This is a genomic window from Candidatus Rokuibacteriota bacterium (genome assembly GCA_016188005.1).
GTDB lineage: Bacteria > Methylomirabilota > Methylomirabilia > Rokubacteriales > CSP1-6 > UBA12499.
In genome coordinates this window covers 1-17118 of record JACPIQ010000015.1, presented here as the reverse complement: position 1 = coordinate 17118, position 17118 = coordinate 1, and the positions used below count along the sequence as shown (strand labels likewise).

Below are 17118 nucleotides of genomic sequence, written 5' to 3'. Positions count from 1 at the left end.
GCTGGCCGATGATGTTGCGGCACTGCTCGTTGGTGATGGGCCCGATCTGCCAGAGCCGCGCCAGCCGCCAGTAGCGCGCCACCTCGCACTCGTTGCTGAGCCCCATGCCGCCGTGGATCTGGATGGCGCGGTCGCAGGCCCGCACGGCCACGTCCGCGGCGTACATCTTGGCCATGGTGGCAGGGACGCCGCAGTCGCGCCCCTGGCTCTGGAGCCACGCCGCCCGGTACACCATGAGGCGCGCGGCGTCCAGCTCCGTGGCCATGTCGGCGAGGTAGTGCTGGATCGCCTGCATCTGGCCGATGATCTTCCCGAAGGCGGTGCGCTGCCGGGAGTACAGAAGGGCCGCCTCGTAGGCCGCCGTCCCGAGCCCCAGCGCCGCGGCCCCGCCCAGGATGCGCTCGTTGTTGAGCGTGGCGAGGAGATGGTAGAAGCCGCGTCCCTCCTCGCCGAGCACGGCGTCGGCCGGCAGCCGCACCTGATCGTAGAAGACCGCGTTGGTGTCCTCGATGGGGACGAGCATGTCGATCTTCCGCATGCTGACGCCCGGGGCCTTGCCGGGCACGATGAAGAGCGTGATCCCCTCGGCGGCCTTCTTCACGGCCTCGCGGCGCGTGGTGCGCGCCACGACCACCAGGTAGTCGGCCTGCTGCGCCGCCGAGGTGAACATCTTCGCGCCGTTCAGCACCCAGCCGTCGCCGGCCCGCTCGGCCCGCGTCTGCATGGCGCCCAGCACGTCGGTGCCTCCGCCGGGCTCGGTGATGGAGAGCCCGAAGACGCACTCGCCGCCGGTGATCCGCGGGAGGAAGAACGCCTTCTGCGCCTCGCTGCCGAAGTAGCCGACGGACTTGCCGCCGAAGCAGACGGTGTTGAAGAAGGGCCCGATGGCCGGGTCTCCCGGCGCCAGCCCCTCCACCAGCAGCGCCATGTCGATGATGTCGCCGCCGGAGCCGCCGTAGCGCTCGTCGATGGCCGCGCCGAGCCAGCCCAGCTCGGCCATGCGCCGCCACAGCGCCTTCGAGTGATGGCCCTCGGCCAAGGCGCGGTGGATCACCTCGGGCGGACACTCCTTCTTCACGAACTCCCGCACGGCGTGACGCAGCTGCTGCTGTTCCGGGGTCAGGTCGAAGTCCACTGGGTGCTCCTCCTCGTGGGATCGGTGTCAGGCGCTCGCGACGGCCTCGGCGAGCGGCAGGATGGCGTCGACGGACGGCTGGCGCTGGAGCCCTCGGACCAGATACGAGGCGAAGGCCTCGGCGATCTCCTTGGGGGCGCGGCTGCCTGCGGGACTGTACCACTTGGGGATCCAGTTCCCGGCCCCGAGGAGCGCGAAGCCCACGAGCTTCGGGTCGCAGGGAACGAAGACGTCGTCGCGCACGCCGCGGGCGATGATCTCCCGGAGCTGGCGCTCGTACTCGTCGCGCCCGGCGATCACCTGGCGCTGATGGGCGGGCGTCAGCGCGCCGTCCTCGACGAGGACGACGCTGCCCCGCAGCTGATCCATGATGCCCTCGATGTAGTGGGCCAGGGTGAGTCTCAGCTGCTCGTCCGGCGCCAGGGCGCGCTCGCGCGCCCGGCGGAGGCCCTCCAGCGCGATCTCGATCAGCACCTGGTGGCACTGGAAGAGCAGCGCCTCCTTGCTCCTGACATGGTAGTAGAGCGCCGCCTTGGTCACCCCGAGGGCCCGGGCCACATCGTCCAGCGTCGTCCCGTGATAGCCGCGCCGGTTGAAGATGCGGGCGGCCTCGGCCAGGATCCGCTCCCGGCTGAGACTCCCCCGCGCCCCCGTGGCCTGCTCCCCGTGGGCCGCTCGCATACGCCTACCTTACTGACCGGTCAGTCAGGAGACAAGGGGCCGGATTGATGGTTTCCCTGATGCAAGCGACGGGGCGCTGCCGGGGCCAATCGTGCAGCTCGATCACGTCGCCGTCGGCCACCGGATCGATCTGGTACCCGAGCCCGCGCCGACGGCGGGCCGCCAGGTAGGTCGCCACGAGCGTCGTCTTGCCTGCCCCTGGCGGGCCGCTCACCCAGACGATGGGGCGGCCCCGGTCGAGGAGAGCGAAGAGGCGAGGGCGCCGCAGGGCCGCGGGCAGGCTCGGCTGTCCCGTCTTGGCCAGCGAGGGGGGAGTTCCCCGGCGGGTCGGTGACAGGCTCACCTCCGCCGTGGCGCGCGCCGCGGCTTGAGCGTCACGCAGTACTGATGCGGCAGGAAGCCCTGCTCGGCGACGGGAACGAGCCCCGCGCGCCGCGCCCCTACCAGGAACTCCTCCCGCGACACCCGCTCCTCCACAGGCGGCCCCACCGGCGTCTCCCGCTTGTGGAAGTCCACGTTGACGATCCGGCCGCCGCGGCGGAGCGCCCGGGCCAGGCGCCGGAGATACGCGGGCCCGTCGGGGAGATGGTGATAGGCGTTGACCAGGAGCACGAGGTCACAGCTGGCCGCGGGGAGCAGTGGGTCCCCGGGCAGCCCGAGCACGGGCGTCACGTTGCCGACCTTCCGCTCCTCGAGGCGCTGGCGCAGCACCTCGAGGAGGCGCGGCTCGACGTCCACGGCGTAGACGCGGCCGGCCGGGCCGACCTTCCGCGCGAGCCGCAGGGACCAGTACCCCGGCCCGCCCCCGATCTCCCCCACCGTCTGCCCGCGCCTGAGCCCGAGCGCCGCGACCACCACATCGGGCCGCTGCCACTCGTCGCGCGCCGGGTCCTCGAGCCTGACGATGTACGCGTCGAGGTCCGCGGGGTTACCGTGGCGCCCCCGGTGTCGGTCGTGACGGTGATCCTCGTGGCGATGACCGTCGCCGCCGTGCCCGTGCGGCGCCGCCTCGTGCTGGCCGTGCAAGGCCGTCCTCCTTCCCCGTGGCACGCAAGCCCGTGCCGGCGCCCAGGAACGCTGCAGCAGGCGGTCAGACCCCGGCCGAGGCCAGTCCCCGCCCGTGGTCCAGCCGATGGAGCCCTGCCTCCAGCATGGCCCGGACGGCCTCCGCGTACTCGCCGTGGCTGACGGGACGGGCGATCTCCTCGAAGTCCTCACCAATCGCACGGCCCGCCGGGCGGTACTGATCCATGACATTGACATAGGTGTGAGGCGAGATCTCCTCGGCGAGGAAGCTCGCGATCTCCGGCGTGCCCGCGAGATCGCCCGGCATCACCAGGTGCCGCACCAGGAGTCCCCGCCGCGCGAGGCCCCGCTCGTCGAGGACGAGATCGCCCACCTGCCGGTGCATCTCGCGGATGGCCGCCCGCGCCACCTCCGGGTACTCGCGCGCCCGCAGGTAACGGAACGACGCCTCCGGGTCCCAGCACTTGAAGTCGGGCATGTAGATGTCCACGATCCCGTCCATCAGCCGCAGACTGTGCATCCCGTCGTAGGCGCTCGTGTTGTACACGAGTGGCAGCCTGAGCCCCCGCTCGATCGCCGTCGGCAGCGCCTCCAGGATCTGCGGCACGACGTGCTCAGGCGTGACGAGGTTGATGTTGTGGCAGCCGAGGCCCTGCAGCTCGAGCATCATCCCCGCGAGCTCACCGGGACTCACCTCGCGGCCGGCGCCCTCCTGGCTCACGTCGAAGTTCTGGCAGAAGGCGCAGCGCAGATTGCACCAGGAGAAGAAGATCGTGCCCGACCCGCGCCACCCGCGCAGGCAGTCCTCCTCGCCCCGGTGGGGGAAGTGGCTCGCGACGCGCGCGTAACGCCCCGTCTTGCACACGGCCGTCCGCTCCGCCAGCCGATCCACCTTGCAATCACGCGGGCAGGCGGTGCAGGCGGCGAGCGCCTTGACGGCCCGGGCGGCGCGCTTGCGCAGCTCGGCGGGGGAGAGGGCCAGGTACGCCGGCCACACCGCGGCCATCATTCCTCGCTCAGCTCCTCCTCGGAGCGGCCGCAGCCGTCGCACCGGGTGAGGAGCACGACATCGCCCTCGTCGTCCCCCTCCTCCCCCCCGGCGGCGTGGATGAGCCCGCCGCAGCGGCAGGGCTCCGGGTACTCTTCCCAGCACTCCGGGCATTGCGGGTCCCCGGCGTGGTGGTTTTCCTCCTCCCCCACCGTGAAGAGCTTCGGCATGGCCTCCCTCCGCTTCAGTCCGTCGTGGACCGGTCGGCGCAGGCGCCTGGCGGGTGGCGCCGATGCCAGTCGGTGCGCGACTGATAGGCGCGCGCTGCGGCAAGGATCGTGTTCTCCGCCCAGGCGCGTCCCAGGAACTGCAGGCTCGTCGGCAGCCCGCGGCCGCCGACCCCATTCGGTACGATGACAGCCGGCAGCCCCGCCCCGTTGCCGATGGCGCCCATGAGGTCGGGGGCCGTGCCACGCATCGCGCTCCGGAACTCGTGGCCGAGCGGCGGCGCGACGCTCTGGCGCCCCGGTGCCACCAGGGCGTCGAGCCGGGAGAGGATCCTGTCGGCCTCGCGCGCCATGACCCCGCGCAGCCGGAGCGCCTTGATGTAGTCCTTGGCCAGGATGGCGTCGCGCGCATAGGCCGAGTAGCGGTCCTCGGGAGCCGTGAGCCCGCCGATGGCCCCGCTCTCGATGAGATCCTCGAAGGCGCTCGCGGCCTCGGCCTGGAGGATGGTCCGCGTGATCGCCTCCCACGGCAGGTCGGGCAGTGTGACCTCCTCGACACTCCCGAGATCGCGCAGCACGCCGAGGGAGTCCTCGAAGGCGGCACGCACCTCCGCGTCGCACGACTCGGTAAGGGCCCGGACCACACCGAAGCGGAAGCGGCGGCCGGAGCCATCGCCGGGCTCGTAGCGGTACGGGCGCGGGCTGGCAGTGGGGTCGGCCGGGTCCGGCCCCGCCACGGCCTCCAGCACGAGCCCACAGTCCTCGGCGGTGAGGGCGAGGGGGCCGAGCTTGTCCAGCGACCAGGACAGCGCCATGGCCCCATGCCGGCTCACGCGCCCGTAGGTGGGCCTGAGTCCCGTCACGCCGCAGGCGCCCGCGGGGGAGAGGATGGAGCCCCAGGTCTCGGAGCCGATGGCGAGGGGCACGAGTCCCGCCGCCACGGCGACGCCCGAGCCACTCGAGGAGCCGCCGCTCCACGAGCCCGCCTCCCACGGGTTCACGCAGGCACCGGTGAAGGAGGCTCGCGGCTGCCTGTAGCCCATGCCCCCGGCCAGCTCGATCATCGCGAGCTTGGCGCAGAGGACGGCGCCCGCCTCCTCGAGCCGCCGGATGACGGTGGCGTCCTCGTCGAAGGTCTGCTCTCTCAACGGCGCGGCACCCCAGGTGGTCGGGATGCCCCCGGAGGTCGCCAGGAGATCCTTGGCGCCGTAGGGAATGCCGTGGAGCGGGCCCCGGTAGCGGCCCGCGGCGATCTCGCTCTCGGCCCGCCTTGCCTGGTGCAGCGCCCTGGCGCGGGTCACGGTGACCACGGCGTTGTACCTGGGGCCGAGCCGCTCGAGACGATCGAGAAAGAGCTCCGCCAGCCTCACCGGCGAGAGGCGGCGCGTCCTCAGCCGCTCGGCGAGCTCCCTCACAGGCTGGAAGACGGCGGCGTCGCTCACGGCTCGGCGCGGAAGGGGACGAAGGGTTGGAGCGGCTCGTCCGAGGCCTGGAGCCTCACGGCGCGCAGCGCGCGGGCATTCTTCACGATCCCCTCGACGCCCTCGCGCACCGCTGCGAGCTCATCCGCGGTCATCCGCTCGCCATACCGCTGACGCACCAGGGCGAACAGCGCGTCCACCTCGGCGGCTTCGGAGCCGGCAAGCTCGGCCTCGGGCTCGGCCATGACGGAGGCATGGTAGCCGCCCGCGGGGTCCGTGTCGAGCGGCCCAGTGGGCGGGGTCGGTCTCGCCCGATCAGCGCAAGAGCGGGAGGTCCGCCAGGATGCGGCGCGCGGCCACGGCGCGGATCTTCGGCGCCAGAGGGAAGGTGCCCTCGCCGGCATGGATCACATCGAGACGCTCCAGCTTGAGATCCGCCAGCACCACGTGCATGGACCGCGTCACGGACGGGCCGCTGGTCCGTTTGAACTCGAATCCCAGGCGCCGGCGGCCGCGGACGACGAGCAGATCCAGCTCGACGCCGCCGTGAGTGGCCCAGAAGTGGCACTCGCGAGGCTCGGCGCCGAGGCGCTGAATGACCTCGGACAACATGAACCCTTCCCACGAGGCGCCGACCTTCGGGTGCCGCTCGAGGTCGGCGGCCGTGCGGATCCCGAGCAGCGCATGGAGCAGCCCGGTGTCCCTGAGATACACCTTCGGAGCCTTGACCTGCCGCTTGGCGAGGTTTTCCGACCACGGTTCTGCCATGAAATCTCGGCGCTAGACACTGAGATTTCATGGTTTTGTCCGCGTGCCGCGGTGGCCGGGACCCTGGCGGAGGTCGCCTTCCACCGCCTGGGCGCCCAGATCGCCTTCACTGCCATCCTGCACACCTGGACCCAGCTCCTGCTCTTTCACCCGCATCTGCACTGCATCGTACCCGGCGGCGGGCTCGACCCCGGCCACGCCCACTGGATCTCCACCCGTGCCGACTGCGGCCTTCGTGACTGAGAACCTGGCGGCCGTCATTCACCCCGACGAGGCCATCTCCCGCCGCGCCATTCGACTCCTCGAGCTGCACGCGCCGGGAGCCGGCCTGCGCGTGGTCGACGCCCTGATCGCGGCCAGGGCCCTCGAGGCGAGGGCCGCCCTGGCCACGGCGAACGCCCGGCACTATCGCGTGATCGGCGCGAACTTCGTGGTGGACGAGGGCGGGAGCCTCGGCGCCTGATCCGGCGGCGCCCGGGGCGCGCGCCGCCTCATTTCGATCGCTGCACGTGATGGCCGCGCCAGTCGGCGGGCGGAGGACTCGCCTCGTAGCTCGCGCAGAGCGCCGCGTAGGCCCCTGAGGGGCCGTCCCCGGGACACGTCTCGACCGCCCGCTCGAGCAGCGCCCGCGCCTCCGGGAAGCGCCCCGCGAAGAACAGGTCGAGCCCGCGGCCGTAGGCCTCCAGGGCCGCCATCCGCTCCGCCTCCACGGCGCCCGTCCGCCCCACCAGCTCGTGGACCTCCACCGGCGCGCTCTTGCCCTTGAGCAGCACCCGGGCCAGCCGGCGGAAGACGAACGTGCCGGGGCGATGCTCCTCCGCCTCGTCGCGGGTGCTGCCCGAGACCGCGATGTTGGTGTCGAAGTCCTTGTTGAGCGGCTCCAGCCTCGCGGCGACGTTCACCTCGTCGCCGATCACCGTGTAGTCGAAGATCTCGCGCGAGCCCAGGTTGCCGACCACCATCTCGCCGGTGTTGATGCCGATCCGGACGTTCAGGGGCGGCTTGCCCTCCGCGCGCCACCGCTCCCGGAGCCGCCTCACCTCCTCCATCATCAGGAGCGCCGCCTCGCAAGCGCGGGCGGCATGGTCGGCCTGGGCCACTGGCGCGTTCCACTCCGCCATGACGGCGTCCCCGATGAACTTGTCGAGCGTGCCGGCCGTGGCCTTGATGCAGCCCATCATCCGGTCGAGGTACTCGTTGAGCATGGGGCTCACGTCGTCGGCCGGGATCTTCTCCGACAGGGCCGAGAACCCCTCGATGTCGGAGAACAGGACGGTGAGGCGCCGGCGCTCCCCCCCGAGCCGCAGGCGTTCGGGCGATCTCAGGACCTCCTCGAGCACCTGCGGCGCCAGGTAATGCCCGAAGGCGGACCGGATCCGCTTCTTCTCCCGCTCCTCCGCGACGTATCCGGCCACCACGACCCCGAGATAGGCGCCTGCCATGGCGACCGACACCGGGACCAGCGGGAGCACCCAGCCCCGGCCGAAGAGCATCCAGTGGAGCCCGACCACCGCCGCCCAGAGCGCCGTGACCAGCGCGAGCCCGGGATAGGGGCGCATGGAGACCGCGAGCAACGCGACGGTCACGGCCAGGGCCAGGGTGTAGGCCGCCTCCGTCCAGGCCCCGAGCGAGCGCAGGACGCGCCGCGAGAGGATGCTGTCGATGACGTTCGCGAGAATCTCCGCGCCGGGGGTCACGGGGCTGAACGGCGTCGCCCGGAGGTCGGTGAGCCCCGCGGCGGCGGCGGTGACGAGCACGATCTTGTCCCTGAAGGTCCCTCGCGGGAGCGCCGGGTCCTTCCCGGCCCGGACGAGGTCGGCCGAGGCGGTGACGGCCGCATAGGGTACGCCGCCGTAGAAGGACTCGAACTTGCCGGGTCCCAGGCCCTCTCCGGTGGCCGTGCCGCCCTGGTAGGCGATCAGGGCGCTCCCGTCGGGCAGGAGCGGGATGGCCGTCTCCCCGACCAGGACGCGATCGCCCTCCCGCCTGATCCGATCCGGGGGGATTCCCATGGCGCGCGCTGCCACGAGCACGGGCAGAGAGGGGTATGCCGTGTCCTCCCGTCCCACCCATGCCAGCGGCAGGAAGCGCCGGCACACCCCGTCGCCGTCGGGCAGGTAATTGATATGGCCCACGCCCCGGGCAGCCTGCGCCAGTTCCGGGAAGGGGATGGTGGCGTTGAAGAAGAGGGCCTCCCGGTGCGCCAGGCGGATCGGCAATGCCGTCCGGGCCAGGGCGGCCCGGATCCGCGCGGCGCCCGCCTCGTCGGCCCCGAGGCCCCGCCCGAGCGCCCGGTCCCGCTCGCCGACATAGAGCACCGAGGAGTGGAAGACATTGCCGGCCTCGGCCGCCCGGGCGACGAAGGCGGCATCGCTCAGCTCGGGGTTGAGGGCATCCAGCCGCTGCCCGAGCTCCGCCCGCACCTCCTCGATGTCGGCGTTCCTCGCCAGCGCCTTCAGCTGCTGGATGAGGCCGGGGTCCACCTCCCGCCGCAGGGAGCGGTCCGGGAACAGGATGTCGAAGCCGATGGCGAGCGCGCCGTCGGCGACGAGGTACTCGACGGCGTCGGCGTGCACGGCGCGCGGCCAGGGCCAGCGCCCGTAGAAGGGCTCGAGGCTCCGGAGCGAGTCCTCGGAGACGTGGACGATGACGATGTGCTGCGTGTGCGCGGTCGGGCGGGCGAAGAAGCGGTACCGGGTGTCGAGGGTCTTCCGCTCGAACGAGCCGAGCTGGCCGCCCGGGTCGAGCAGGACGGCGAGCGACACGAGGACGGCGATGAGCGCCGCGCGCGTCACTTCCGGTCTGGCTTCAGCCGACCCTTCCCGGCGACGACGTGGCAGGTGAAGCAGAAGTCGAAGCCTGCCCCGGTCTTCTCCAGCAGGGTGGCCGCGGCCTCGGTCTTGCCGGGTAGGGGCGCCCCGGCGGGGAAGGCGTAGTACTCGCCCCTGGGCACCCTGACGGTGGGGCCGCCCGGCACCGAGACCTCCACCTCCCCGAAGCAGGTGCAGGCGCAGTAGTTCTTGCCGTCGTAGCAGACGGAGAAGCCGGTGCCGCGGACGCCCGCGGTCGCGAGACTGGTGCTGATGGAGGCCTTGCTTCCCTTCGGCAGGGTGGCGTCGAGCCAGGCGAAACCCCGCTGCATCGTGACCTTGAAGTCCTTCGGGTTCTTCCCCAGCTCGACATCGGAGGAGGGCCCCATCACGATGCGGCCGATCTCGGCGAGCGTCACGATGGCGACAGCGGTGCCGTCCGTCCTGACCCTGTTTCCCCGGGAGACGGGCTGGCCCACCGTGAGGGCGTTCCAGAGGTCCTGCTGGAACCGCTCGAGCTTGCCGTCCCGGATGGCGACGACGACGCCGTCCGGCTTCTGCGCCCCTTGCGCCGCCGCGCCGGGGACCCAGGGCGCGACGGGCAGGACCAGCGACAGCGTCACCGCCAGGCCCGCGATGGTCCGGGCCACCCGCAGGTGCGTGTCCGATGTCCTCATGCGCCGCCTCCTCTCTTGCCGCGATGCTGGGGGTTCACGGGGGGAGACCATCCGCCGCGGCGCCTGGAGCCAGCGGGCGCCGGCGACACGGGAGCGGTGAGGGGAAGCCGGGCCACGGCAGGCCGCGGCCCCGGCCGCGGACGGGACGGCGCCGGGGGATGTCATCGCGGCGATGGTAGGCGGGGAGGCGGAGCGCGGTCAAGGAAAGACTGAGCGTGCGCGAGCCCCTCCCCGTCCGGACAGGGCGGGGGCATCGAGTCCCGGGCCCTGGGGCCGCATGCCGAGGAGGTCATCCAGGAGGAGCACCAGGCGCTCGTCGCGGCCGTGGGCGACGAGGACCCGGGCCCTGATGGCGCTGTGCCCACGGCGCCTGTGGCTCCTGTGCGGGCCGTCCGAGAAAGAAGAGGGCTTTTTCGCGTGTCGCGCCACCGAGCGTAAGGGATGATCGCGCGCGATCCCGCGATGCGTGAAAAAGTCGCGTTGAACGAAGCCGGCGCCAGCTATGGGGATTGGTGGTGCGCGGGGGTCGCGAAAGCGGGACGGTGGCGGCGGCGCCGGGTCCAGGTGACGGGAGATTGCGCGTGCGAGGACGTGAAAGGGCAATGCCGGATCGGGCGGGTGAAGCGCACGAAGCGGTGAGGCAGGACGTGGAGCAGGAAGCGGCGCAGAAAGGTCTCCGCCTCCACGGTGGCGACGCGGGGGGCGTTGCCGTGGGCGCGGTCTTTCCAGCGGAAGGTCACCTGACCTGCTTGGAGCGAGACGAGCCGGTCGTTGGAGAGGGCGATGCGATGGGTGTAGCGGGCCAGGTAGGCGAGGACCTGATCGGGGCCAGCGAAGGGAGGCTTGCAGTACACCACCCAGCGTTTGGTGGCCGCGCGCGTGAGCAGGGCGTGCGGGTCGTCATCGCGCCGCCGGGGAATCTCGGCGCGATCGATGGCCTTCTCGAGCGCGGCCAGGAGCTTGCCGCGGAAGACCTCGGCGAGGGCCCGCACGGGCAGGAAGAAGTCGGCCCGGGCGGGAGAGCCGCCCGCAGTCGACTCGGCAGGTCCACCCGCCGAAGATAGCGGCGCAACAGCTCCAGGCCGCTGCACGAGGTCAACTCCTGGTGGACGAACTCGACGTGCAGCGTGCCCTTGACCAGCCGTCGCAGGCTCGTTACGCTCAAGCGCATCAGAGGGGCCTCCTGTGGGGGGCAACGTTGGCGCGTTCTCCCTTTCGATCGCACAGGGGGCCTTTCTGCTTCAGATTCACGACGCTACTCACCACCCATTTTCGGATTGGGGTTAGGAGGACCCCCAGCATGATCGAGGTCAGGCCGCACCTCGCCCGACACACGGAGGAATCGATTGCCGGCGCCCGGCAGCTCTGGAAGGCCTGTAGCCGACCGAACGTGACGATCAAGATCCGGAAGATCAAGGCGCCGATCAAGGTCAAGGGCTATACGCGACACGCTTCGAGCGAGGCGCCGCAAGAACGGCAGCGTGCGGGGCGAAGGGCGGGCGATCTTCCAACGCCCGTGCCCAGTTGCCGGCCACGACGGCAGTGTCGTGAGCCGGGGCAGAGGAAGTCACGGGAGGATGAGAGATGACGGCCGTCGATCGGCTGAATGAGCTCCTCGAGGCGGAACGGGCCGGCGTGGAGACGCTCTCCCGCCTCTTCCCCGAGGCCCGCGGCCCCGAGATGCGGAAGCTCTTCGAGGAGGTCAGGAACGACGAGGCCTGGTCCTGCGCCGGGCTCGCCCGCTCCATCAAGATCCTGGGCGGGGTCATGTCAGAGCAGAAGGGGAACTTCGCGGAGAAGGTGATGAGCGAGCCCACCCTTGCCGCCCGGCTTCGACTTCTCAACCGGGGTCAGGGATGGGTCGTCAAACGGCTGGATGGTCTCCTCGGTGAGACGCTCCTCGAGTCCGTCAGCGAGTTTCTCGAGGAGATGAAGACGCGCCACCTCGCCAATATCGACGCCTGCGACCGGCTGGCGGAGTCCCTCGAGTGACCATCGCGCGCGGCCCGATCCACCGGATCGCCCGCCAACCAGTGACAAGGGAGAGTCACGGCCAGAGGATGCGTCCTGCTCTCGGGGAATAGCGTCACGGGACTGGCGCCACGGGTATCGACATGCGGGATGGGGAGTTCGCTGGAGGAGTCCGAGAGCTCCGCGGACTGAGACGGTGAGGGCGAGGACCAACAGCGAGTGGGTGCAGGAGCTGAGCGCGAGCGGCGAGGAGCAGGCGGCCGCACTGGGGGACCTGCGCGCCTATCTGCTGCGCGCCGCGCGCTACGCGCTGCACCGCAGCCGGGGGCGCCTGGCGCACGCAAGTGCGTTCGACCTCGACCAGCTCGCCGAGGACTGCGCCCAGAACGCGCTGGTGGCGATCCTCGAGCACCTGAAGGAGTTCCGCGGCGATAGCCGCTTCACGACGTGGGCGTACAAGTTCGCGATCAACATGGCGCTGGCCGCCGCGCGTCGGGAGGCCTGGAAGCCTGTCTCGCTCGACGCGCTGCTCGAGCAGGCCGGCGGCCGGGCGTGGTTCCCCGAGGCCGAAGCGCTCCCCGGCGATCCGGAGCAGACGGCGCGACTGGCTGAAGCATGGGCGGTCATCCGGGAGGTCATCGACCACGACCTGAGCGAGCGGCAGCGCCAGGCCCTGAAGGCGGTCGTCGCCGACGAGGTGCCGCTCGACGAGCTGGTGCGACACTGGGGGTCGACACGAAACGCGATCTACAAGCTCTTGCACGACGCGCGCCGGAAGCTCAAGGCCCGGCTGGAGGCCCGGGGCTTCGCGCCTCGGGAGGTCCTCGGCCTGTTCAGCGGGCCGAGGTAAGATTAGCCGGCGCGCCGTCACTGTAGACAGCGGGGAGCGCGATGGACCGACGCCTGATCGAACGCCTGCTGCGACACGTCTCCGACACGGAGGCCGAGGAGATCTCCTGTTCGGAATGCTTCGACCTGCTCGCGACGGGCGTGGAGCTCGATCTGGCCGGGGCCATCTCGGCGCCGGTCTTGGCCCGTCTCGCCCAGCACATCGGGCAGTGCGGCGTCTGTCGAGACGAGTACGAGACCCTCCGCGACTTCGTGCGCTCGGAGACCGAAGGCCCGGCCCCTCCGCCCGCCGGCCCCTCGCCGGAGCCGAGCTAGCCGCTCGGCCCGCCCCAGGCAGCACCGACACCCGCCGCGCCCCCGGCGGGTGTCATGTTTCCAGGCACGTAAGATCCCGCCCGCGTCCGACACAGACCTGGTGACGCGGCCCCATGGTGGGCATGGGGCCGCAAGCGCCGCAGCATCACACGCAGCACAGAAAAGGAGAATGGGACATGTCACGTCATGGTCTTCGGGCAACGGTCCTGGCGTTGAGTCTCGCCGTCGCGGCGACATCCTCGACCGCATGGGCGCAGCCGACTGCGCCGCCGGGTGGGAACTTCCAGAAAGTGAGCGCACTCGTGCCGCTCCCGGACTTCCTTCCCGGGATGGGGACACTCTACGTGGACCCCAAGACGCTCCCCGCCGGACCCTTCCTCGCCTACGACCGCGAGGGGAAGCTGGTGAGCTCGATCTACATGGTTCCCCTGAAGGACCTCCAGGCGCAGAAGGCGTTCAACAACCTCGGCGTGGCCAAGGAGAAGGTGGACCACGTCGATCTCTATTACAACGCGGGGCATCCCGGCGTCGCCGAGCCGCACTACCACGTCGTCGTCTGGTACGTGTCGCCCGCGAAGGCGGCGAGCCTCAAGTAGGGCCCTGCGGCGATGCTGACGCGGCGTGAGCTCCTCCAGGCCGGCGGGCTCTGGCTCGCCGGCCTCGCCGTACCACGGCCGGCGAGCGCCGCCGCACCGGTTGAAATTCGCATGATGAGCGACACATTGGGAAGCAAGGTGTGGTTCGACCCCATCGGGGTCCGTATCGAGCCGGGTCAGACGGTGCGCTGGATCGTGCACTCCAACGTGCATACGACGACGGCGTACCATCCCAAGAACGACTCTCACTCGCTGCGGATCCCTGAGCGGGCTGAGCCGTGGGACTCGCGATTCCTCGTGGACCCGGGCCGTCACTTCGAGGTGACCCTGACGGTTCCAGGCGTCTACGACTACTTCTGCGCGCCCCACGAAACCGCGGGGATGGTGGGACGCATCATAGTGGGTCGGCCGGTCGGTCCGGGCACGCTCCCTTTCGATTACTTCAAGGGCCAGCCCGGCACAGCAGGGTGGAAGCTGGTACCCCTGGCGGCACGAGAGGCGTTCCCCAGCGTGAGCGCGATCATGCGTCAGCGCGTGGTGAGGAGAAGCTGAGCAGGGCAGGTCCGTCCGAGGGAACTCGGGTGATGATCGGGGAGTCCCAGCGGCCACCGTCCGCTCGGCCGGGATGGGGGAGGCATGGATCCGGATCCGGAGCTGCACTCGCGTGTGTGAGTCATGGGTCTTCCTCCTCGCCCCGGAGCGCCCGCCCGGGGGCGGGGGGGGCGCCACTATGACCGGCGTCATAAGTGGTGAAGTGGCGGACAGGTCAAGATCACGCACGCCATGGCGCGAGTCGAGGTCACGGGCCGCCGCACCGTCCGCACGATGTGCCCGATGAATTGCCACCCGACATTCTCCGGGATGCCGACGGCGGCCGTGTAGGCTAGGGGCACGGAGATGAGCAGTCGCGAGGCGGCGTTCGTGGCGAGCCTCGACGGGCGGGTACGGGAGATCGTGGACACCTGCACCCGGTGCGGCCGGTGCGTCGAGGTCTGTCCGACCGCCGATGCGGCTGGTCTGGAGCGCCACGATCCGCGGGCCGTCGTCGGCGAGGTCCTCGACATCCTGCGCGGCGACGGCGATTCGGCGAGCCGGGGCGCGCGGTGGGCCGAGACGTGCACGGGCTCTGGCGCGTGTCTCACCGCCTGCGACGACGGGGTGAACCCGCGCTTCATGCTCGCCATGACCCGCGTCCGGCTCGAGGAGCGTCACCCGCCCGAGGCGCGGCACGCGACCGGCCAGACGCGCTTCCACGCGATGTCGCAGGGCGTGAGGGTGCTCTCGCGGCTCCAGCTCCCGCCCGAATTCCTCGACCGCGTGACCCGATCTGCCCACGCGGAGCCGCCCGCGCCGGCCGAGGTCGTGATGTACCTGGGCTGCAACGTGCTGAAGACGCCCCACATCGCGCTCCTCTGCCTGGAGGTTCTCGATCGTCTCGGGACGACGTACCGGGTCTTTGGCGGGCCCGCCAACTGCTGCGGCGTCCTGCAGTTCCGCGCCGGCGACCTCAGGAACGCGGGGCGCGTGGGCGTCAGCACGGTGGAGGGCTTCGCCGGGACGGGCATTGCCCGGGTGCTGACGTGGTGTCCGACGTGCACCCTCCAGCTCGGCGAGATCCTGATGCCGTCCACGCGCCCGGGCTTCGCCCTCGAGCACGTGGTGCCCTACATCGCCGACCGGCTCGATCGTCTCACGCCGCACTTCGTCCAGCGCGTGGAGCGCCGGGTCGCACTCCACGAGCATCCCGGAGTGCCGGGCGTCACCGAAGGAGTGGTGAAGATCCTCGGCGCCATCCCGGGCGTCGAGCTGGTCGACCTCGACCGGCCGCGCGTCGGCTACATGTGCAACTCCCTGGCGTCCGTCCCCGCGTACAGGCGGGAACTGCACGCCCGCGAGCTCGAGGCGGCGGCTGCGGCGGCTGTCGACTGCCTGGTCGGGATCTACCACGCCTGTCATCGCGAGCTCTGCGCCCATGAGCGGGACTACCCGTTCCGCGTCGTCAACTTCCTCGAGCTGGTGGGCGAGGCGCTTGGCGTGGAGCGGCCGGACCTCTTCAAGCAGTGGAAGGTGATGCAGGACGTCGACCGCATCCTCGCCGATCTCGGCGGCCGCGTCGAAGCGGCCGGCCTCGACCTCGAGGCGGTGCGCGAGGCGGTAGCGGCGCACATCCTCGGCGAGCAGCCGCTGCCGCTCGGACAGCGGGCGCCGGGAGGTCCTCCCAGGCGGTAGGCCCGCACGACCACGCGGCGGCCGATGGCCTTGAGCGTCCTTGCCGGGAGGGAGGGAAGCCAGGGGTGCCGGCCGAGGCCCTCGAGAGGATCCGCGACGCGCACCTCCGGAACGAAGTGATTCATAACAAGGGAGGGACCATGACCAAGAGCAACGAGGCGATCGCTGCCACCGCCCAGCTCCGCCACGAGCACGAGGTGTTCCTGAGGGCACTCGCGCTCCTGGAGCGGCTCGGCGAGGGCCTCCGCGTCGGGACGCCGCTGGACCGAGACGCTCTGGCCTGGATCATCGATTTCTTCCGCACCTTCGTCGACAAGTGTCACCATGGGAAGGAAGAGCAGCACCTCTTTCCGGCTCTGGAGCGCCACGGCGTGCCTCGGGATGGGGGTCCGGTGGGCGTCATGCTCCTCGAGCACGAGCACGGCCGCGCGCTCCTTCGCGCGATGAGCCAGGGGGGCGACCGCGCCGTTGCCGAGGCCATCCGTGGCTACGTCACCCTCCTCCGTGCCCACATCGACAAGGAGAACGGGGTTCTCTTTCCGATCGCCGAGCAGATCCTGAACGAGGAAGAGCAGCGCGTGCTGGTCCAGGCTTTCGACGCGGTCGAACAGACGGTGGTGGGCCCGGGGATCCACGAACGACTCCTGGCCAAGCTGGCCGAGCTCGAGGCCCGCTGAGGATCAAGACGCGCATCGTCGGGGTCCCGGGCGACGCCTCGGCCCTCCGCGAGCAGGTCATGACGGCGGCCCGGCCGCGCCCGGCCGGGAAAGGAGCATAGGTCATGGAGCGATCGGTTCTGGACGTCCGGGCGATGACGCCCCGGGAACGGCATCCGAGGGTTTTCGAGGCCTTCGACCACCTCAGGTCGGGGGAGGCGTTCATCCTGGTGAACGATCACGACCCGAAGCCGCTCTATTACCAGTTCGCCGCCGAGCGCGCGGGCACCTTCACGTGGCGGTATCTCGAGGAGGGCCCCGAGGTGTGGCGGGTGGAGATCGGGAAGACGTAGTGGCGTTTCAGCATCGGCGGATGCCGTTCATGGCCCTGGGGGCGCTCTCGCTCCTGGCGGCTCTCTGGGCAGGGCTGATCCGCCTGGGCTGGGCGCTCCCCGTCGTCACATCGAGCGTCCCCCCTCACCACGGCCCCCTGATGGTGACCGGCTTTCTGGGCACGGTCATCGGGCTCGAGCGGGCCATCGCCTTGAAGCGTCGCTGGCCGTACGCGGCGCCGCTCCTGGCGGGACTGGGCGGGCTTGCCTGGATCGTCGGGGTGTCGGTACACGTGGGCCACGCCCTCGTTGCCGCGGGGAGTGTGGTCCTGGTCGCGATCTTCGTGGTGCTCTTCCGCCAGCATCCGACGCTCTATCTGGCCGCCATGGGGCTCGGCGCCGCGAGCTGGCTCGCGGGAACGCTGCTCTGGCATCGG

General features: G+C 71.0%; 23 protein-coding genes and 1 pseudogene. 12 read left to right on the top strand and 12 right to left on the bottom strand.

The window, feature by feature from the left end:
- The 9 genes from HYV93_04510 to HYV93_04470 all read right to left on the bottom strand — a co-directional run.
- Nucleotides 1–1135, bottom strand: a 1135-nt coding sequence (locus tag HYV93_04510) for an acyl-CoA/acyl-ACP dehydrogenase (GenBank protein MBI2525224.1), incomplete at its 3' end; no start/stop codon positions are given.
- A gap of 27 nt (nt 1136–1162) precedes the next feature.
- On the bottom strand, nt 1163–1816 hold the full coding sequence (locus HYV93_04505) for a TetR/AcrR family transcriptional regulator (protein ID MBI2525223.1): 654 nt from the start codon (nt 1814–1816) through the stop codon (nt 1163–1165).
- Between the two features lie 4 nt (nt 1817–1820).
- Nucleotides 1821–2159 (bottom strand): hypothetical protein, encoded by a 339-nt coding sequence (locus tag HYV93_04500; GenBank protein MBI2525222.1) that lies wholly within the window; start codon nt 2157–2159, stop codon nt 1821–1823.
- A complete protein-coding gene (locus HYV93_04495; protein MBI2525221.1) occupies nt 2156–2842 on the bottom strand; it encodes a class I SAM-dependent methyltransferase in 687 nt (228 codons plus the stop codon). The genes HYV93_04500 and HYV93_04495 overlap by 4 nt, the downstream gene beginning before the upstream one ends.
- A gap of 64 nt (nt 2843–2906) precedes the next feature.
- Nucleotides 2907–3848, bottom strand: a complete 942-nt coding sequence (locus HYV93_04490; GenBank protein ID MBI2525220.1) for a radical SAM protein — start codon at nt 3846–3848, stop codon at nt 2907–2909.
- The gene (locus tag HYV93_04485) at nt 3848–4060 is read right to left on the bottom strand and encodes a hypothetical protein (GenBank protein MBI2525219.1); all 213 of its coding nucleotides are present in this window, start codon (nt 4058–4060) and stop codon (nt 3848–3850) included. Before HYV93_04485 ends, HYV93_04490 begins: the two co-directional genes overlap by 1 nt.
- A 14-nt stretch (nt 4061–4074) precedes the next feature.
- Nucleotides 4075–5499, bottom strand: a complete 1425-nt coding sequence (locus HYV93_04480; GenBank protein ID MBI2525218.1) for an amidase — start codon at nt 5497–5499, stop codon at nt 4075–4077.
- Nucleotides 5496–5723, bottom strand: coding sequence for a hypothetical protein (locus tag HYV93_04475; GenBank protein MBI2525217.1), 228 nt, complete (start codon nt 5721–5723; stop codon nt 5496–5498). Before HYV93_04475 ends, HYV93_04480 begins: the two co-directional genes overlap by 4 nt.
- 70 nt (nt 5724–5793) lie before the next feature.
- Complete coding sequence (locus HYV93_04470) at nt 5794–6246, bottom strand: DUF4143 domain-containing protein (GenBank protein MBI2525216.1); 453 nt, start codon at nt 6244–6246, stop codon at nt 5794–5796.
- A gap of 87 nt (nt 6247–6333) precedes the next feature.
- Here HYV93_04470 and HYV93_04465 point away from each other — a divergent pair.
- Nucleotides 6334–6429: pseudogene (locus HYV93_04465) on the top strand (transposase).
- A 52-nt stretch (nt 6430–6481) separates the two neighbouring features.
- Nucleotides 6482–6709, top strand: coding sequence for a hypothetical protein (locus HYV93_04460; GenBank protein ID MBI2525215.1), 228 nt, complete (start codon nt 6482–6484; stop codon nt 6707–6709).
- 28 nt (nt 6710–6737) lie between these two features.
- Here HYV93_04460 and HYV93_04455 read toward each other — a convergent pair whose 3' ends face one another.
- From HYV93_04455 to HYV93_04445, 3 genes are all read right to left on the bottom strand, one after another.
- On the bottom strand, nt 6738–9041 hold the full coding sequence (locus HYV93_04455) for an adenylate/guanylate cyclase domain-containing protein (GenBank protein MBI2525214.1): 2304 nt from the start codon (nt 9039–9041) through the stop codon (nt 6738–6740).
- The gene (locus tag HYV93_04450; GenBank protein MBI2525213.1) at nt 9038–9733 is read right to left on the bottom strand and encodes a FecR domain-containing protein; all 696 of its coding nucleotides are present in this window, start codon (nt 9731–9733) and stop codon (nt 9038–9040) included. Before HYV93_04450 ends, HYV93_04455 begins: the two co-directional genes overlap by 4 nt.
- A 500-nt stretch (nt 9734–10233) precedes the next feature.
- On the bottom strand, nt 10234–10824 hold the full coding sequence (locus HYV93_04445; GenBank protein ID MBI2525212.1) for a transposase: 591 nt from the start codon (nt 10822–10824) through the stop codon (nt 10234–10236).
- A gap of 209 nt (nt 10825–11033) precedes the next feature.
- On the opposite strand from HYV93_04445, the gene HYV93_04440 reads away from it, so the two are divergent.
- The 10 genes from HYV93_04440 to HYV93_04395 all read left to right on the top strand — a co-directional run.
- Nucleotides 11034–11321, top strand: coding sequence for a hypothetical protein (locus HYV93_04440; GenBank protein MBI2525211.1), 288 nt, complete (start codon nt 11034–11036; stop codon nt 11319–11321).
- The gene (locus HYV93_04435) at nt 11318–11725 is read left to right on the top strand and encodes a 2-nitropropane dioxygenase (protein MBI2525210.1); all 408 of its coding nucleotides are present in this window, start codon (nt 11318–11320) and stop codon (nt 11723–11725) included. The genes HYV93_04440 and HYV93_04435 overlap by 4 nt, the downstream gene beginning before the upstream one ends.
- Nucleotides 11726–11900: 175 nt before the next feature.
- The gene (locus HYV93_04430; protein MBI2525209.1) at nt 11901–12554 is read left to right on the top strand and encodes a sigma-70 family RNA polymerase sigma factor; all 654 of its coding nucleotides are present in this window, start codon (nt 11901–11903) and stop codon (nt 12552–12554) included.
- Between the two features lie 41 nt (nt 12555–12595).
- Nucleotides 12596–12868 carry a hypothetical protein gene (locus HYV93_04425; protein ID MBI2525208.1) on the top strand — a complete coding sequence of 91 codons (273 nt, stop codon included), beginning with the start codon at nt 12596–12598 and terminating at the stop codon, nt 12866–12868.
- A 176-nt stretch (nt 12869–13044) separates the two neighbouring features.
- Nucleotides 13045–13464, top strand: coding sequence for a hypothetical protein (locus HYV93_04420; protein MBI2525207.1), 420 nt, complete (start codon nt 13045–13047; stop codon nt 13462–13464).
- Between the two features lie 12 nt (nt 13465–13476).
- Nucleotides 13477–14016, top strand: coding sequence for a hypothetical protein (locus tag HYV93_04415; GenBank protein ID MBI2525206.1), 540 nt, complete (start codon nt 13477–13479; stop codon nt 14014–14016).
- A gap of 345 nt (nt 14017–14361) precedes the next feature.
- Nucleotides 14362–15693, top strand: coding sequence for a (Fe-S)-binding protein (locus tag HYV93_04410; protein ID MBI2525205.1), 1332 nt, complete (start codon nt 14362–14364; stop codon nt 15691–15693).
- A gap of 140 nt (nt 15694–15833) precedes the next feature.
- Complete coding sequence (locus HYV93_04405) at nt 15834–16370, top strand: hemerythrin domain-containing protein (protein ID MBI2525204.1); 537 nt, start codon at nt 15834–15836, stop codon at nt 16368–16370.
- Nucleotides 16371–16474: 104 nt separating this feature from the next.
- Nucleotides 16475–16702, top strand: coding sequence for a DUF2249 domain-containing protein (locus HYV93_04400; GenBank protein MBI2525203.1), 228 nt, complete (start codon nt 16475–16477; stop codon nt 16700–16702).
- Between the two features lie 29 nt (nt 16703–16731).
- Nucleotides 16732–17118 (top strand): hypothetical protein (locus HYV93_04395; GenBank protein ID MBI2525202.1); only part of this gene is annotated, 387 nt, incomplete at its 3' end.

What these genes read in the sequence shown, in the direction of transcription:
- HYV93_04505 (MBI2525223.1), bottom strand. Translation starts at nt 1,816, where the DNA reads ATGCGAGCGGCCCACGGGGAGCAGGCCACGGGGGCGCGGGGGAGTCTC.
- HYV93_04490 (MBI2525220.1), bottom strand. Translation starts at nt 3,848, where the DNA reads ATGGCCGCGGTGTGGCCGGCGTACCTGGCCCTCTCCCCCGCCGAGCTG.
- HYV93_04485 (MBI2525219.1), bottom strand. Translation starts at nt 4,060, where the DNA reads ATGCCGAAGCTCTTCACGGTGGGGGAGGAGGAAAACCACCACGCCGGG.
- HYV93_04475 (MBI2525217.1), bottom strand. Translation starts at nt 5,723, where the DNA reads ATGGCCGAGCCCGAGGCCGAGCTTGCCGGCTCCGAAGCCGCCGAGGTG.
- HYV93_04470 (MBI2525216.1), bottom strand. Translation starts at nt 6,246, where the DNA reads ATGGCAGAACCGTGGTCGGAAAACCTCGCCAAGCGGCAGGTCAAGGCT.
- HYV93_04450 (MBI2525213.1), bottom strand. Translation starts at nt 9,733, where the DNA reads ATGAGGACATCGGACACGCACCTGCGGGTGGCCCGGACCATCGCGGGC.
- HYV93_04440 (MBI2525211.1), top strand. Translation starts at nt 11,034, where the DNA reads ATGATCGAGGTCAGGCCGCACCTCGCCCGACACACGGAGGAATCGATT.
- HYV93_04435 (MBI2525210.1), top strand. Translation starts at nt 11,318, where the DNA reads ATGACGGCCGTCGATCGGCTGAATGAGCTCCTCGAGGCGGAACGGGCC.
- HYV93_04425 (MBI2525208.1), top strand. Translation starts at nt 12,596, where the DNA reads ATGGACCGACGCCTGATCGAACGCCTGCTGCGACACGTCTCCGACACG.
- HYV93_04420 (MBI2525207.1), top strand. Translation starts at nt 13,045, where the DNA reads ATGTCACGTCATGGTCTTCGGGCAACGGTCCTGGCGTTGAGTCTCGCC.
- HYV93_04415 (MBI2525206.1), top strand. Translation starts at nt 13,477, where the DNA reads ATGCTGACGCGGCGTGAGCTCCTCCAGGCCGGCGGGCTCTGGCTCGCC.
- HYV93_04410 (MBI2525205.1), top strand. Translation starts at nt 14,362, where the DNA reads ATGAGCAGTCGCGAGGCGGCGTTCGTGGCGAGCCTCGACGGGCGGGTA.
- HYV93_04405 (MBI2525204.1), top strand. Translation starts at nt 15,834, where the DNA reads ATGACCAAGAGCAACGAGGCGATCGCTGCCACCGCCCAGCTCCGCCAC.
- HYV93_04400 (MBI2525203.1), top strand. Translation starts at nt 16,475, where the DNA reads ATGGAGCGATCGGTTCTGGACGTCCGGGCGATGACGCCCCGGGAACGG.